At 71.9% G+C, this 14,678-nt stretch carries 12 protein-coding genes and 1 pseudogene; 6 read left to right on the top strand and 7 right to left on the bottom strand.

Annotated features, from left to right (window positions below):
* Positions 1-116: 116 nt before the first annotated feature.
* Positions 117-728: an NTP transferase domain-containing protein gene (locus U9R90_RS06380; protein ID WP_411055402.1), complete on the bottom strand. Its 612-nt coding sequence runs from the start codon at positions 726-728 to the stop codon at positions 117-119.
* A gap of 101 nt (positions 729-829) precedes the next feature.
* Between U9R90_RS06380 and U9R90_RS06375 the strand changes: the two genes are divergently transcribed.
* Positions 830-2,707, top strand: coding sequence for a protein kinase domain-containing protein (locus tag U9R90_RS06375; RefSeq protein WP_411055401.1), 1,878 nt, complete (start codon positions 830-832; stop codon positions 2,705-2,707).
* Here the strand turns inward: U9R90_RS06375 and U9R90_RS06370 are convergent.
* Positions 2,704-4,146: a PLP-dependent aminotransferase family protein gene (locus tag U9R90_RS06370; RefSeq protein WP_411055400.1), complete on the bottom strand. Its 1,443-nt coding sequence runs from the start codon at positions 4,144-4,146 to the stop codon at positions 2,704-2,706. The genes U9R90_RS06375 and U9R90_RS06370 overlap by 4 nt on opposite strands.
* Positions 4,147-4,271: 125 nt before the next feature.
* Here U9R90_RS06370 and U9R90_RS06365 point away from each other — a divergent pair, with 125 nt between their 5' ends.
* Entirely contained in the window at positions 4,272-4,820 is a 549-nt protein-coding gene (locus U9R90_RS06365; RefSeq protein WP_411055399.1) for a universal stress protein, read from the top strand.
* 61 nt (positions 4,821-4,881) lie between these two features.
* Here the strand turns inward: U9R90_RS06365 and U9R90_RS06360 are convergent, their stop codons facing one another.
* Positions 4,882-5,526 (bottom strand): response regulator, encoded by a 645-nt coding sequence (locus U9R90_RS06360; protein WP_411055398.1) that lies wholly within the window; start codon positions 5,524-5,526, stop codon positions 4,882-4,884.
* 317 nt (positions 5,527-5,843) lie between these two features.
* Positions 5,844-7,037: pseudogene (locus U9R90_RS06355) on the bottom strand (sensor histidine kinase); the annotation flags it as partial.
* A gap of 146 nt (positions 7,038-7,183) precedes the next feature.
* Here U9R90_RS06355 and U9R90_RS06350 point away from each other — a divergent pair.
* Together U9R90_RS06350 and U9R90_RS06345 are read left to right on the top strand one after the other, a co-directional pair.
* The gene (locus U9R90_RS06350; protein ID WP_411055397.1) at positions 7,184-8,260 is read left to right on the top strand and encodes an ABC transporter permease; all 1,077 of its coding nucleotides are present in this window, start codon (positions 7,184-7,186) and stop codon (positions 8,258-8,260) included.
* Positions 8,257-8,937 carry an ABC transporter ATP-binding protein gene (locus tag U9R90_RS06345; RefSeq protein ID WP_411055396.1) on the top strand — a complete coding sequence of 227 codons (681 nt, stop codon included), beginning with the start codon at positions 8,257-8,259 and terminating at the stop codon, positions 8,935-8,937. The genes U9R90_RS06350 and U9R90_RS06345 overlap by 4 nt, the downstream gene beginning before the upstream one ends.
* A gap of 288 nt (positions 8,938-9,225) precedes the next feature.
* Here the strand turns inward: U9R90_RS06345 and U9R90_RS06340 are convergent, their stop codons facing one another.
* Positions 9,226-10,044 (bottom strand): IclR family transcriptional regulator, encoded by an 819-nt coding sequence (locus tag U9R90_RS06340; RefSeq protein WP_411055395.1) that lies wholly within the window; start codon positions 10,042-10,044, stop codon positions 9,226-9,228.
* Between the two features lie 342 nt (positions 10,045-10,386).
* On the opposite strand from U9R90_RS06340, the gene allB reads away from it, so the two are divergent.
* On the top strand, positions 10,387-11,724 hold the full coding sequence (gene allB, locus U9R90_RS06335) for an allantoinase AllB (RefSeq protein ID WP_411055394.1): 1,338 nt from the start codon (positions 10,387-10,389) through the stop codon (positions 11,722-11,724).
* A 4-nt stretch (positions 11,725-11,728) separates the two neighbouring features.
* On the top strand, positions 11,729-12,844 hold the full coding sequence (alc, locus tag U9R90_RS06330) for an allantoicase (protein ID WP_411055393.1): 1,116 nt from the start codon (positions 11,729-11,731) through the stop codon (positions 12,842-12,844).
* Between the two features lie 326 nt (positions 12,845-13,170).
* Here alc and U9R90_RS06325 read toward each other — a convergent pair whose 3' ends face one another.
* A complete protein-coding gene (locus U9R90_RS06325; protein ID WP_411055392.1) occupies positions 13,171-13,851 on the bottom strand; it encodes a class I SAM-dependent methyltransferase in 681 nt (226 codons plus the stop codon).
* Between the two features lie 83 nt (positions 13,852-13,934).
* Entirely contained in the window at positions 13,935-14,444 is a 510-nt protein-coding gene (locus U9R90_RS06320) for a hypothetical protein (RefSeq protein ID WP_411055391.1), read from the bottom strand.
* Between the last annotated feature and the right edge of the window lie 234 nt (positions 14,445-14,678).

Here is a 14,678-nt window from a genome sequence, read left to right as displayed (position 1 = left end):
ATCGCGGAAGTTCAATGGTTTGTTGATGTCGAGATTCTTCTCGTCGACAGACCGTGGCGCTGAGTGCCAGGCCCTTCACTCTCCGGGCCCGGACCCTCCTCAAGGGTGCCCCAGCTTCACGCCAGGTGCCGCAGATCGCCCGGTGTGTCGATGTCGTAGGCCTCGGCGACATCCCCGCACTCGACCCGGGTGATCTCCGTCTCGTGCTCCGCCAGATACGCCCGCGCCCCACGGTCGCCCACCGCGCTCGCCCCGATCGCCGCCCAGTGGTCAGCGCCGAACAGCACCGGATGCCCGCGGGTTCCGTCGTACGCCGCCGTGGCGAGGCTCGACGGTGAGGCGTACGCCGCCAGGACGCGGGACACCGCCGCGGCGCCGATCCCGGGTTGGTCCACCAGGCTGACGAGCGCGGCCGGAGCGCCGGTCCGCGCCAACGAGTCAAGGCCGACCCGGAGCGAGGACCCCATGCCCTGCTCCCAGTCCGGGTTGTCCACCACCACGCACCCGGACAGGTCGGCGCGCTCCCGAACCGCCGCCGCCGAAGCCCCCACCACCACATGCACCTGTCCGCAGCCGCCCTCGCGCAGCACCCGTACCGCGTGCTCCACCAGCGGACGCCCCTGATGGGTCAGCAGCGCCTTGGGCCGCCCGCCGAGCCTGCGCCCACCACCCGCTGCCAGCAACAGCCCCGCGACCAGCGGCTTCTCCCCGTCACTCAGATCCTCCATAGGGACTGCATATCGCATCTCCGGGGTCGGATAGGGTTCCGGTCGTCTGAAGTGGATGAAGTGGTCGAAGTGGTTGAAGTGCGCGGTGGGGGGCGGAATTGATGAGTGGTCAGGAAGCGGCGGGCGGCATCTTCCAGCAGTTGGAGGAGGACGACCCGCGCACCGTCGCCGGGTACCGGCTCACCGCCAAGCTCGGCTCGGGCGGCATGGGCAAGGTGTATCTGTCGTACACACCCGGCGGGCGCCCCGTCGCCATCAAGGTGATCAGGCCCGACTTCAGCGAGGACCTGGAGTTCCGCCGCCGCTTCCAGCAGGAGGTACAGGCCGCCCAGCGGGTCCAGGGCCTCTACACCGCACCCGTCATCGACAGTGACACCGAGAGCGCCAAGCCCTGGCTCGCCACCGCCTACGTTCCCGGGCCCGCGCTCTCCGCCGCCGTCGCCGAGCACGGGCCGCTGCCGGTGGAGACCGTACTGCTGCTGGTCGCGGGCATCGCCGAGGCGCTGCACGTCATCCACGGCGCGGGCATCGTGCACCGCGACCTCAAGCCGTCCAACGTCCTGCTCGCCGCGGACGGCCCGCGCGTCATCGACTTCGGCATCGCCCGCGCCGCCGACGCCACCTCGCTCACCGGCAGTGGCGTCACCATCGGGACCCCCGCGTTCATGGCCCCCGAACAGGCCGCCGGGCGGCAGGTGACCGCGGCGACGGACATCTTCGCGCTCGGGCAGATCGCGGCCTACGCGGCCATCGGCAGCCCGGCCTTCGGCGAGGGCACCTCGCACGGGGTGCTCTACCGCATCGTGCACGAGGAGCCCGACCTCACCGGCCTCCCCGACGCCCTGCGGGAGTTGGTCACCCGCTGTCTCGCCAAGGACCCGGCCGACCGCCCGTCGGTCACGGACGTCATCTCCCTGTGCCAGGCCGCCAACACCGAGACCGTCTTGCGGCGCCCCGAGGACTGGCTGCCGGGCGCGGTCGCCGCGGACATCACCGTACGTGCGGCAGCCCCGGCCCCGGCGCAGACCCCGCCGCCGCACGCTCCCGCACCGGCGCAGCCCGCGCCGCCGGTCACCGCTCCGGGGCAGCCCGTGCCACCCGTGCCCACGCAGCTCTCGGCCCCGGCCGCGCCCCCGCCGGGCTTCGGGCCCGCCGCGTACCAGGCGACGGCGCCACAGCAGCCCGCCATGCAGCAGCCCGCCACGCAGCAGTCCGTACCGCAGCAGCCCGTCCCCCAGGTGACGGGCCCGCAGCCGACGCCCTCCGCGCCGCCGAAGAAGAGCCGGACCCTCGCTGTCGCGGTGGCCGTGGCCCTCGTCTTCGGCATCGGAGGCGCCGGTGCCGCGTACGTACTGACCCGGGACGGAGACAGCGACAGCGGCAAGAGCAACCAGGCCGCGCAGCAGGACGACAAGAAGAAGCAGGACACGGACACGGACACGGACACGGACGCCGGCCGCACGGGCCAGGCGCCGGAGGACTCTGACGAGCCCTCCGGGCAGGAGAGCGACGACGACGATGACGGCACGCAGCCGGTGCCCGATCCGGACCCCGTCAAGACCTCGGGGATCGATCTCACCGGCGGCTACCACGTGTCCTTCACCGACGACCCGGTGAAGCCGGACGACTCGGACGAGACCGCGAAGGACCTCCAGTACAACATCGCCTATGTGGGCGAGCGCTTCTCCTCCGGCGACGGAAGCAAGATGGTCCTGCTCAACAACGCGCAGAAGGGCAGCCTGGAGGTCTGCCGCTCGGACACGCGTTACGCCTCGGACATCACCCTCGACCGGCTGAGCAAGGGCTCCCAAGTTCTGTGTGCTGACCAGTTCGGGGCACATCGGACTGGTCACCTTCAACCACTTCTCGCCCAAGAGCGACCCCAGCAAGTACGTCAACATCGACCTCACCGTCTGGCGCAACGCCATCGCCGCCGACCCCGCGAACTGAACAGCGTCACCTCGGGCGGGCGGGTCTAAGCCACCCAGTGCGGTCGGCCCTGCTCGCCCGTGGACGCGGGCAGACCGGCACCCATGGCCGCCGCGAGCCGGCGTACGGCCTCCTCGCCCACCTCGGGCGGCAGGGCGTACGGGATGCGCAGCCGGTGCTCGAACGTCCCCGGGTCCACGCCGAAACGCGCCCCGCCCTCGATCCGTACACCATGGTCCAGCGCCGCCCGGGACAGCGCGGAGGCCACCGGCCGCCCCAGGTCGACCCAGAGCGAGAGCCCGCCGGGCGGCAACTGCCAACGCCACTCCGGTAGATGGTGGGCCAGCGCCGTGACGAGGGCGTCGCGCTGCTCCCGCAGTCGCGGTAGCCGCTCGGCCAGGACGTCGTCCATCCCCTCCAGCAGGCCGAGCGCCACCAGCTGTTCGAGCACCGGGCCTGACATGTCGGCGGGCACCCGGCGCGTCGCGAGTTCGGTGATCACCCGGGAGCTCGCCCGGACCCAGCCGATCCGCAGCCCGCCCCAGTGACTCTTACTCAAGGAGCCGACGGTGACCAGCTGTTCGGTCCCGCCGTGGTGCGCGAGCGAGGCGAACGGCGCGGGCGGCGGAACATCGAGGGCGATATCCGTGACCGTCTCGTCGATCAGCAGCCAGGTGCCGGTGCGGCGGGCCGCGTCCAGGATGCGCAGCCGCTGCTCGGGCGGCATCAGGGCGCCCGTCGGATTGTGGAAGTCCGGGACCAGGTAGGCGAGTCGGGGCGCGGCTTGCCGCAGCGCCGACTCCACCAGGTCGCTGTCCCAGCCGTCCTCGGTCACCGGCACCGGGACGGGACGCAGACCAGCCTCACGCAGGGCGTCGATGGCGTTGGGATACGAGGGGTTCTCCACCAGCACCCGGTCGCCCGGCCTGCCCAGCAGGCCGATGGTGAGGGAGACCGCCTGCTGGGCGCCCGAGGTGATCAGGATCTGGTCGGGCAGCGTCGGCAGCCCGCGCCGGGTGAACCGCTCCGCGACCGCGGCCCGCAACTCCGGCAGCCCGTACGGGTGGTAGCCGGGCGTCGGCACCTGCGCGGCCAGCAGGGCGCCCGCCGCGGTGAGCGCGTCGGCCAGTGCCTGCCGAGGCGCGAACGGGGCGGCCAGCGCCAAGTCGAGCACATCCTCCGTGGGCGTGAGGGAGGCCACATTGGTCGGCCGCTGCCCCTCGGGGATGTCGGTCCAGGTACCCGCCCCGCGCCTGCTGTGCGCATATCCGCCCTCGCGCAGCAGGTCGTACGCCGCGGTGACGGTGGCCCGGCTGACACCGAGCGCACCGGCCAGCTCCCGCTCGGCGGGCAGCCGGGTGTGCAGGGCGATCCGCCCGTCGAGCAGCAGCGTGCGCACACCCCGCGCGAGCGCGCGGTACCCGGGGTGGTCCCCAGCCGTGGCGGAGACCAGCCCGGCCAGCTGCCGACTGCCGAGCGTTCTGTCCATGGAATGGACGGTGTGGAGGTCTGCCATGCCACTTCCCTCTGATTGGCCCTGCTGTCCAGGCCAATCACCCTACAGACTCCTGGTCATGGCCTTTTGGTTGGCCTGGAAGAAGGGAGGACACACAGATGAGTGAGGACATGAGCAGCGAGGTGGCCGAGGCCATGCGAGGGGGTACCGGCCGGATCGTCGTCGGGGTGGACGGCTCGCTCGCCGGGATGGCGGCCTTGCGCACTGCGGTACGGGAGGCCCGTGACGGCGGCCGCCAGGTCGTCGCCGTACAGGTCTGGGAGCCGTCCCTGGAGGAGGAGTTCACTCTGAGCAACCCGGAGCGGGTGTGGGCCTCGTACTGGGAAGAGCAGGCGCGGGGGCGGCTGGACCGGGCCATCGCGGCGGCCTTCGGCACGAAGTCGCCGTCGCTCGCCATCGAGCGTCGGGTCGTACGGGACCGAGGCTGGCTCCTGGACCGCCCGGGGCGCGCGCTGCACGCCGTGGCGGACCGTCCGGACGATGTGCTGGTCATCGGTGCGGGGCGGCCCCGGGGCAGAGTGCGGCGCTACCTGGAGCGGCGGGCGAGCCGCCCGGTTCTGGTCGTGTCGGCGCCGACGCTGGCGCGGTTCCCGCGCGGTGTCCTGCGTCGCGGCGAGACCGTGCCGCAGGTGCGCGCCGAGATCTGACCGGGGCTCACGAGATCTGGCTGGAGTTCACGAGATCTGGCCAAGGTTCACAGGCAGGTGCTCAGCGCCGCAGCATCCCGCGCGCCGTCGCCGTGGAGACCGCCGCCGTACGGGACTCCACGCCCAACTTCGCGAAGATATGCACCAGATGGGACTTCACCGTGGCCTGGCTCAGGAAGAGCTGCTTGCTGATCTGCAGGTTCGACAGGCCGTCGGCGACCAGCCGCAGCACTTCCAGCTCGCGGCGGCTGAGGGCCTCGCCGGGTGCGCGCATCCGGTCCATCAGACGGTGCGCGACGGCCGGGGCGAGCGCGGACTGCCCGGCGGCGGCCGTGCGCACCGCAGCGGCCAGTTCCTCGGGCGGTGCGTCCTTGAGGAGGTAGCCGCTGGCGCCCGCCTCGACAGCGGCCAGGATGTCGGCGTCCGTGTCGTAGGTGGTCAGCACCAGGACCCGCGGCGCGCCGCCGCGGGCGGAGATCGCGGCCGTGGCCTCGGCGCCGTGCATCCGGCCCGCGCCGAACTGCAGGTCCATCAGCACCACATCCACCGGCTCCGACGCCGCGAGCTCCACGGCCCGCTCGGCGCTGGCCGCCTCGGCGACGACCCGGAAGTCGGCCTCGGTGTCCAGCACGGCCCGCAGCCCGGCCCGCACGACGGGGTGGTCGTCGGCGAGCAGCAGCCGGATCGGCGCGCTCGGGCCCGTCATATCCGACCCCCCGCAGCCGGGAGGCAGGTGTCCGGTATCTCACTGGACGGAACGGAGGCAGTGGAGGGAACGGAAGCGGGACCGTCGCAAGCGGTCAGCGCGTCGGCGGGACTCTCCGCGTCGGCGGGACTCTCCGCTTCGGCGGCCTCGGCGGCCTCGGCGGCCTCGGCGGCCTCGGCGCCGACCCGCGGCAGTGCAGTGGGAAGCGGCGCGGAGCCAGCGCCGTGCTCGGCGTACGCGTCGGCGTCGCGCTCGCCGACCGGAAGCGGTCGCGCGTCGGCGGGGCGCTCGCCGACAGAAAGCGGCCGCGCGTCAGCGGCTCGACCGTCGACCGGAAGCGGCAGTGTGATCGCCACAGCTGTGCCCTGGCCCGGCGCCGACTCGATGCTCAGCGTGCCGCCGAGCGCCTGGGCGCGGGAGCGCATCGCGGGCAGGCCGAATCCGCTGTCGCCCGAGCGCCGCGCGCCCACCGACTCCGGGTCGAATCCCGCCCCGTCGTCCACCACGTCCAGGGCGACCGAGGTGTCCATGAAGCTCAAGGTGATCTCCGCGCGCCCCGCCCCCGCATGCCGCACCGTGTTCGCCAGCGCGGACTGCGCGACCCGCAGCAGCGCCACCTCGTACGGCGTCGGCAGCTCGACCGGTATCCCGCTGGCGCTGAACTGCACGGCGGGCCCGGAGGCCGAAGCGCACAGTCGCTCCAGCGCCGCCGTCAGCGAGCCGTGCTCCAGATCGGGCGGCGCCAGCTCGCGGACGAACCGGCGCGCCTCGGCGAGGTTGTCCTGCGCCGCGAGCCGGGCCTCACGGACATGCCCGAGCGCGGCGGCGTCCACCGGCAGGGTGCGCTCCGCCGCCCGTAGCAGCAGCTGGATGCTGGACAGGCCCTGCGCCAGGGTGTCGTGGATCTCGCGCGCGAGCCGCTCGCGCTCGGCCAGCGTGCCCGCCGTCCGCTCGGCGTCGGCCAGCTCCGCGCGGGTGGCGAGCAGTTCCTCGATGAGCTCGCGGCGCCGTTCGTTCTCCCGGTACAGCGTCCGATAGCCGAGGACGGTGCCCACCACCACGGCCGCCCCGAGCAGTGGCCCGATGACCGCACCGGCGGTGAGTGCCCCGCCATGCGCGCTGAATCCGGCCGTCGCCGCGGCCGCGGTCACCCCCACCAGCGGCACTCCCCAGCGCAGCGGCAGCAGATGCAGTTGCACGAAGAACAGCGGGAACGCGGTCCACAGCGCGTCCGATGTCAGCACCAGCAGGACGGCCCACAGCGCGCACAGCACCGCGAGCCAGCGCAATGAGGCCGACCGCGAGCGGCGTACGACCGGCAGCACCAGCCCCGCCGCATAGGCGGCACCCAGCGCGGCACACGCCGCGACCACCCAGACCGCGCCCGGTCCGCCCGAGGCGATCGCGCGCACGGCGGCGAGCGCGAGCAGTGCGGCCATCAGCAGATGCAGACAGCCGCGCAGGGCGCGCAGAACGGGGGCCAGCGAAGGGGCCAGCGAACGGTTCTCCATGACCCGTCCAGCGTAGGCGGGACCACTGACAGCCGAGTCGTCCGCCCGGTCAATCGAAAGTTTGATTACGCCGTGCGCCTATCGACGCGCCCGGTCCGTGCTGTGGCGCGATGACCCACAGGCGGTGCTCCCACCAAGGTGGAGGCATGTTCGTCGCATGGAGAGATCTCAGGTTCGCCAAGGGGCGCTTCGCGCTGATGGGCGCGGTGGTCGTGCTCATCACGCTCCTGGTCGGCCTGCTGTCCGGGCTGACGGCGGGTCTCGCCCGGGAGAACACCTCGGCGATCACCGGCCTGCCCGCCGACCACCTCGCCTTCGCCGCGCCGCCCGACGGCCAGTCGGTCTCCTTCACCAACTCCTCGGTACCGGAGAGCGCCTGGAACACCTGGGCGCGGCAGCCCGGCGTCACCGGGGCCCACCCCGTCGGCATCCGCACCCTGAACGCCGCGTCGGGCGACCGTACCGCCGGCGTCTCGGCCTTCGGGGTCGAGCCGGACGCCGGGATCGCCCCCGGCCAGCTCGCGCCGGGCCGGGCCGTACTCTCCGAGAAGGCCGCCAAGGAGCTGGCCGTCGCCCCCGGTGGCGCCGTCCGCGTCGGCACCCTGGAGCTGCGCGTCGAGGCCGTCGCGGGCGAGGCGTCGTTCAGTCACACCCCGGTGGTCTGGGTCGCGCTCGACGACTGGCAGCGCATCGGGCACAGCGGTACGACCACCGAGGAGCAGGCCACCGTCGTCGCGCTGACCACCAAGGGCGCCGACATCGCCGCGGGCGACCAGGCCGCGGGCACCGAGACCCGGACGCTGGACGGCGCGCTGACCGCGATCGGCTCCTACCAGGCCGAGAACGGTTCGCTCCAGCTGATGCGCGGGTTCCTGTTCGTGATCTCCGCGCTGGTGATAGGGGCGTTCTTCACTGTGTGGACCATTCAGCGCAGTGCCGATATCGCCGTACTGAAGGCGCTGGGCGCCGCGACCCCGTACCTCCTGAAGGACGCGCTCGGGCAGGCGGTGCTGATGCTCGCCGCGGGCACCGGCATCGGCACCGGGCTGGCGGCCGCCATCGGCGCGGTCATCAGCGGCGGCGATGTGCCGTTCGTCCTCGACCCGCCGACGGTCCTGGTACCCGCCCTCGTCATGATCGCCCTCGGCGCGCTCGGCGCCGCGCTGTCCATCCGCCGTATCACCGCCGTCGACCCCCTCACCGCCCTGGGAAGCGCCCGATGACTCTGCTGCTCGACGCCGTCACGCTCACCTACCCGGACGGCGACGGCCGCCTCACCGCACTCGACGACGTGGGTCTGGAGGTTGCCGCGGGCACCATGACCGCGATCGTCGGCCCCTCGGGGTCCGGCAAGTCCAGTCTGCTGGCGGTGGCCGCGACCCTGGTGACCCCCGACCGCGGCCGGGTCGTCGTGGACGGCACCGAGACCGGGGGTCTGAGCCCCGCGCAGAAGTCGGCGCTACGCCGCGAGCGCGTCGGGATCGTCTTCCAGCAGCCCAACCTGCTGCCCTCGCTGACCTCGGTGGAACAGCTCCAGGTGATGGCCCACCTGGACGGCCGCAAACCCCGCCAGGTCCGGGCCCGCGCCCGGGAACTGCTGCACGCGGTGGGCCTGGACGACAAGGCGGACCGGCGCCCGCACCAGCTCTCCGGAGGTCAGCGGCAGCGCGTCAACATCGCGCGGGCCCTGATGAACGAGCCCGCCGTGCTGCTGGTCGACGAGCCGACCAGCGCGCTGGACCACGAGCGCGGGGCCGCGGTCCTGGACCTGCTGGTACGCCTCACCCGCGAGCGCGGTACCGCGACGGTCCTGGTCACCCACGACCGGGCGCACCTCGCCGAGGCGGACCAGGTGAGGGCGATGGCCGACGGGCGGCTCGACCACCACGCGCCCGTCTGACCCTGAGAGCCTGTCTTTGAACCCCCGTCTGCGCCCCGACGCCCGGCACGCACCCTCGCCGCACGGCGCCACAGGACAGGTGGCTCCTTCCCCAAGCTCTCGGCTTCGCTCGAGCAGGGGAGACCCCATCCATGACCTGCAACGCCGCACGCCGAGGCCACGCACCGAACGCCGCCGCGCCCGCGCTCCGCGCGGACGACGGGGGTTCAAAGACAGGCTCTCAAAGGCAAGCCCTCAGCAGCGTACGACCAGAACCAGCGACCAGAACCAGCGACCAGAACCAGCGGCTCAGGAACCGTTGGCCGCCGCACCCGTGCTGGACAGCACCACCGACAGCTCCTGGGCGACCTCCTGCAGCACCGGGACGATCTTGTCCGTCGCCGCGTCCGTCACCCGCCCGGCCGGACCCGAGATCGACACGGCCGCCGCGGTGGGGGAGTCGGGGATGGAGACCGCGAGGCAGCGCACCCCGATCTCCTGCTCGTTGTCGTCTACCGCGTAACCCGCCTCGCGGACCGCCTCCAGCGCCTCAAGGAAGCCCTCCGGCGTGGTGATCGTCTTCTCGGTGGCGGCCGGCATGCCGGTACGGGCGAGGAGCGCCCGTACCTCGTCCGGCGGCGTGTGCGCGAGCAGCGCCTTGCCCACGCCGGTGGAGTGCGGCAGCACCCGGCGTCCGACCTCGGTGAACATCCGCATCGAGTGCTTGGAGGGCACCTGCGCCACGTACACGATCTCGTCGCCGTCGAGCAGGGCCATATTGGCGGTCTCGCCGGTCTCCTCGACCAGTCGCGCGAGATAGGGGCGCGCCCAGGTGCCGAGCAGCCGGGACGCGGACTCGCCGAGGCGGATCAGACGGGGGCCGAGCGAGTAGCGGCGGTTGGGCTGCTGGCGGACATAGCCGCAGGCCACGAGCGTACGCATCAGGCGGTGAATGGTCGGCAGGGGCAGACCGCTGCTCGCGGAGAGTTCGCTCAGGCCGACCTCGCCTCCCGCGTCAGCCATGCGCTCGAGCAGGTCGAAGGCCCGCTCGAGGGACTGGACTCCACCGCTGGCGGCGGGCTTGGAAGCGGCGGCCTCGGTGGAGGCGTCGCTGGCGCTGGACGTCACGGCGCGGTCCTTTCGGTACTGGCAGGAAATAAGCAGCCTACCGGGCGGTTCGGTTGCGGGTAGTGCCTCGGGGTGCGGGGATGTTCGCCGGTCAGCGCCTGTTTGTCCGGGTGTCGGCTCGCGCGTCGGCGGCTGGCTCCAGGGGCGCGCTTGTGGGTACCTACGTTCTATGATGCGAAAGACACATTCCACTTTGTGGAAACCACTAAACGGGCTGGAGTGGCGCCCCGCGGCGGGTCCGGCTGCGATGGAAGGGTCTTGACGGACTCCGGTCCGAGGTGAAGACTCTTTCAACAGAACGTTGAATTCCGCTCTGTGGAAGCGAACAAGAGAGGGGCTGGGGTGTCAGACGTAGAACTGGTACTGCGCTCGACGCGTGTCATCACCCCCGAGGGGGTGCGCGCCGCATCGGTCGCCGTCGCCGGCGGGAAGATCGCGGCCGTGCTGCCGTACGAGGCCGAGGTGCCACCCGGTGCCCGGCTGGAGGACTTCGGGGACGACGTGCTGCTCCCCGGCCTCGTCGACACCCACGTCCATGTGAACGACCCGGGCCGCACCGAGTGGGAGGGCTTCTGGACGGCGACTCGCGCGGCCGCCGCCGGCGGCATCACCACGCTCGTCGACATGCCGCTCAACTCGCTCCCGCCGACCACCACGGTGGACAACCTCCGCACCAAGCAGGAGGTCGCCCGTTCCAAGGCGCACATCGACATCGGCTTCTGGGGCGGCGCGCTCCCGGACAACGTCCAGGATCTCAAGCCCCTGCACGACGCCGGGGTCTACGGCTTCAAGTGCTTCCTGTCGCCCTCCGGCGTGGACGAGTTCCCCGAGCTCGACCGGGAGCAGCTCGCCGCGTCCATGAGCGAGATCGCCGGGTTCGGCGGACTGCTCATCGTGCACGCCGAGGACCCGCACCAGCTGGCCGCCGCCCCGCAGAAGGGCGGCCCCAAGTACACGGACTACCTGGCCACCCGGCCGCGTATCTCCGAGGACACCGCGATCGAGGGCCTGATCGCCGTCGCCAAGCGGCTCGGCGCCCGGGTGCACGTCCTGCACCTGTCCTCGTCTGACGCGCTGCCGCTGATCGCCGCCGCCAAGCGCGAGGGCGTCAAGCTGACCGTCGAGACCTGCCCGCACTACCTCACCCTCACCGCCGAGGAAGTCCCGGACGGCGCCAGCGAGTTCAAGTGCTGCCCGCCGATCCGTGAGGCGGGCAACCAGGACCTGCTCTGGGAGGCCCTGGCCGACGGCACCATCGACTGCATCGTCACGGATCACTCGCCGTCCACCGCGGACCTCAAAACTGACGACTTCGCCACCGCCTGGGGCGGCATCTCCGGCCTCCAGCTCAGCCTCCCGGCGATCTGGACCGAGGCCCGAGGGCGCGGGCACGGCTTGGAAGACGTGGTGCGCTGGATGTCCGAGCGCACCGCCCAGCTGGTCGGCCTGGATCAGAAGGGCGCCATCGAGGCCGGCCGCGACGCCGACTTCGCGGTCCTCGCCCCGGACGAGACCTTCACCGTGGACCCCGCCGCACTGCAGCACCGCAACCGCGTCACCGCGTACGCGGGCAAGACCCTGCACGGCGTAGTGAAGTCCACCTGGCTGCGCGGCCAGCGCATCCAGCACGACGGCGGGTTCACCGAGCCCACCGGCCGACTCCTCGAAAGGAAGAACTGACACCGTGACGGCGATCGAGACCTTCACCGGCGACGCGAGCCCCTACGGCGGCGGCGAGCCGTACGCCGACTACCGCACCGCCGAGTTCCCCTTCACCCAGTACGCCAACCTGGCCGACCGCCAGCTCGGCGCGGGTGTCATCGCCGCCAACGACGAGTTCTTCGCCGAGCGCGAGAACCTGCTCAAGCCCGAGCCCGGCGAGTTCGACCCCGAGCACTTCGGCCACAAGGGCAAGATCATGGACGGCTGGGAGACCCGCCGCCGCCGTGGTGTGTCGGCCGGGCAGCCGCACCCCACCGACGACGACCACGACTGGGCCCTGGTCCGCCTCGGCGCCCCCGGCGTGGTCCGCGGCATCGTCATCGACACCGCCCACTTCCGCGGCAACTACCCGCAGGCCGTGTCGGTCGAAGGCACATCGGTGGCCGGTTCGCCGTCGCCCGACGAGCTCCTCGGCGACGACGTGAAGTGGACGACCCTCGTACCCCGTACGCCCGTCGGCGGCCACGCGGCCAACGGCTTCGCGGTCGACGTCGAGCAGCGCTTCACCCACCTGCGCGTCAACCAGCACCCCGACGGCGGCATCGCCCGCCTGCGGGTCTACGGCGAGGTCGCCCCCGACCCGGTGTGGCTCGCCGCGCTCGGCACCTTCGACGTGGTGGCCCTGGAGAACGGCGGCCAGGTCGAGGACGCCTCCGACCGCTTCTACTCGCCCGCCACCAACACCATCCAGCCGGGCCGCTCGCGCAAGATGGACGACGGCTGGGAGACCCGCCGCCGCCGCGACAAGGGCAACGACTGGATCCGCTACCAGCTGGTGCAGCAGTCCGCGTTCCGCGCCATCGAGATCGACACCGCGTACCTCAAGGGCAACTCGGCCGGCTGGGCCGCCCTTTCGGTGAAGGACGGCGAGGACGGCGAGTGGACCGAGGTGCTGCCCCGCACCCGGCTGCAGCCCGACACCAACCACCGCTTCGTCCTGGACGCCCCGGCCGTCGGCACGCACGTCCGCGTCGACATCTTCCCGGACGGCGGCATCTCCCGGCTGCGCCTGTTCGGCTCGCTGACCGAGGGCGGCGCGGCCAGGCTGGCGGCCCGCCACCAGGAGCTGGGCGGCTGATCACCGCCGCCCGCTGACCGTGGGGCGCACCGGGAGGACCAAGAATCTTCCTATGCCCTCTCACTTTCGGGCTGGCGTTCCCAGCAACCCGTATCGCGCTACGTGGGCGAGGCGCAGGGGGCTCAGCCAGCCTGTGCCTCAGTCCGGCATGGCAAGTGGCCCCGCGGCGTGGAGGCTGGTGCTTCCTCCACGCGGCGGGGCTGGTGGTGTGGCTGCGAGACGGTGACATGGGGCGTGCACGCGCGTGTGGCACGAAGCCCGTTCTACGCCGGAGGCACAGCCGTCTCCCTCAGGGGGAGAGGTTGCGCCTGTGTCCGAGGCGGCGGTTACGTCTGGGCGCCGGACCTGTCGGGCAGCACGCGTCCCCGTGCGAGCAGGGTGCCGATGTGATCCGGCTCGGGGGCGTCGACAAGCTGCGTGTCGGCGTTGTCGAATCCGGCACGGGTGAGGAGCCGCTGCCACACCGTAGGGCGGTAGCTGTAGCGGTAGGTGAACATGGCCTTCCCGGCGAAGCCGCCCTTGTACATGCCCTGGGGCCCGTAGGCGCCGGGGATCGCCGGGGGTTGGCTGAAGACGAACACCCCGCCGGGGGTGAGCCGTTGCCGTACGAGTGGGAACAGCTGGCCGGGGTCGGCGAACCAGGCAGCGCCGAAGATCGAGTAGATGGCGTCGTAGGTCCGGGTGTCGTCGCGCAGGAAGTCGAGGACTTCGCCGCAGACGAACTCCGCCCCGGTACCACCCCACCGGTCGGTGGTCTTCTTGACCATGACCGGTGACAGGTCCACCCCGCGCGTGGCGACGCCGTGCTGTGCGAGGTAGGCCAGGGCCCGGCCGGTGCCGCAGCCGATCTCCAGCACGGACGCGGGGTCACCGAGCAGTTCCGGGCCTGGCCCGTGGCCGGTGTACTGCGTCCAGTTGAAGACCGGCTCCGCGTCTTCGTTGAATGCGGACTCCGCGAAGGTGTCCCAGAGTTCGGTCTCGGCGGCGACGTCGTGTGGTACGGGCAAGGGGATGTTCCTCCGGGTGTCGGGGGCAAGCCCCGTCCCCGCCTCGTGGAGAGCCAGGACGGGGGCGGGAGCACTCTGGTCGGTCAGTGGCTGTCGGGGACCTTGTCGTCGCACGGGGAGCAGTCCGCGCCGTCCATGGCCCACAGCTCTTCGTCCGCGTCGAAGCCCTGTTCGCGCAGGACGTCGGCGGTGCGGAGCACGAGACCGTCGCTCCTGCGGACAACGAGCGGGGCGTGGTGCTTGTACCGCCCGCTGTTGTACAGGTGGCAGAAGGCGAAGTACACCGGGGAGTCCAGAATGATCTGATGCACCCCCATGTCCACGGTCTTGCCGACCCCGAGGTGGATCTCAGGTTGCTCCATGGCCGTGATCAGGTACATCACCGCGTTCCCGAGGACGCGCTCCGCCATGTCGCGCACCATGACGTTGTCGCGCATCAGCAGCGCGATCTCACGGTCCCACAGATCGCCTTCGTTGCCGGGGGCCTCGAAGATGTTGTACGTGCACTCCTTCACGTACGGTCGCACCGCGTTGAGCAGTGCCCGCGGATCGCGGTACGCAGTCTGGCCGGGAGTTTCCAGTAAGACAGTCACGGCTGGTTCCCTTCTTGAGGGGTCTGGTGGACCCGCCCCGGTCGGCGCTGAAGGGGAGCAGACCGAGGCGGGCGTTCAGGAAACGGCGGCAGAATCCAGTCCCCACCTGCCGCCGTAGGCTTTGTGGGGTGCGTAGGTTCGAAGCGGACGCGCCCGTCGCTGCCGTCGGGGTGCTCGTCCAACGGGAGCAGCCCGAGTGCGCGACGGCAGTAAGGACACAGGTAGACGACCCGG

The organism is Streptomyces sp. E11-3 (assembly GCF_046540415.1).
Classification (GTDB): Bacteria; Actinomycetota; Actinomycetes; order Streptomycetales; family Streptomycetaceae; genus Streptomyces.
Note: the sequence above shows the minus strand (reverse complement) of the source record. Positions and strands in the feature narration are given on the sequence as shown.